The sequence below is a fragment of the Microbacterium sp. A20 genome (genome assembly GCF_004794515.1).
In the GTDB taxonomy this organism is placed as follows: domain Bacteria; phylum Actinomycetota; class Actinomycetes; order Actinomycetales; family Microbacteriaceae; genus Microbacterium.
In genome coordinates this window covers 1-1179 of sequence record NZ_SSDF01000009.1, presented here as the reverse complement: position 1 = coordinate 1179, position 1179 = coordinate 1, and the positions used below count along the sequence as shown (strand labels likewise).

Below are 1179 nucleotides of genomic sequence, written 5' to 3'. Positions count from 1 at the left end.
GTAGCGTGTTACTCGGTTAGAATGAAGCATGTCCACTTTGACCGGGTTGCACGAGGCGATGAGTCACCTCGACACGGCGTGGGCGGGTGCCGGGGAGGCGGGGGATCTGTCCCGGTCCGAGCTGGTCGCGGTGAGTGCGGCGATCGGGGTGTTGCAGCGGCGGGTGGATGCGGTGCATGTCGAGGTCGCCGCGCGCATTGCGTACGAGTCGCGGCCGGAGTTGGGGGCGGAGAGCCTGGCGAAGCAGCAGGGGTTCCGCACGGCGGCGGCGTTGATCGCCGCGACCACCGGGGTCTCGACGGGGGATGCGGCCCGGTTGGTGAAGGTCGGGGAGGCGACGGCGCCGCGTGCGGACCTGTTGGGTGCGCGGTTGCCGGCACGGTATCCGCTGGTGCGGGAAGCGCTGCGCGCGGGCGTGCTGGGCGCGCAAGCCGCGGCGATGATCATCGGAATGCTGGACCGGTGCCGGGTCGCGGCCGGGGCGGAGCGCGTCGCGGAGGCGGAACGCATGCTGGCCGAAGCTGCGGCCGGGCTGGCGTTGGACCATGTCCGCCGGCTCGTGGTGCGGGTGGAGGCGTGGCTTGACCCTGACGGTGTCGAACCGAAAGAGGAGGAGCGGCGGGGGAAGAGGTCGGTGACGATGTTCGAGCGCGGCGGGATGCTGCACCTGAACGCGCGCCTGGATGCCGAGACCGCCGCCCCGATCGTGACCGCGATCCGCGGGTTCGTGACCGCCGCGTTCGCCGCCCGGAATGACGCCCCCGACCCCGACGCCCCCGATGCGGACCGGCGCACGGTCCCCATGATCCAGGCCGACGCGCTCGCGGTGTTCTGCGCGCACGTCCTCGGCTGCCAGATGCGGGTCCCGGTCGCCGGGGCCACCGTGATCGTCCGGATGAACCTCTCGGACCTCGAAACCGGCACCGGATCCGCGACCGTGGACGGTCTCGACCAGCCGGTCAGCATCGGGGCGGCGCGGCGGATGGCCGCCGGCGGAGGGATCATCCCCTGTGTCCTCGGGACGGACAGTGAAGTGTTGGACTGGGGTCGGGAGAAACGCCTGTTCACCCGGGCGCAACGCCTCGCCCTGGCCGAACGCGACGGCGGATGCGCGATGTGCGGGCTGCCACCCGAGATGACGAAAGCGCACCACATCCGCTGGTGGAAACGAGACCACGG

At 71.5% G+C, this 1179-nt stretch carries 1 protein-coding gene; it reads left to right on the top strand.

What is annotated here, in order from left to right; all coding sequences use genetic code 11:
* Window positions 1-46: 46 nt before the first annotated feature.
* Window positions 47-1179 (top strand): DUF222 domain-containing protein (locus DW298_RS00040; RefSeq protein ID WP_240744940.1); only part of this gene is annotated, 1133 nt, incomplete at its 3' end.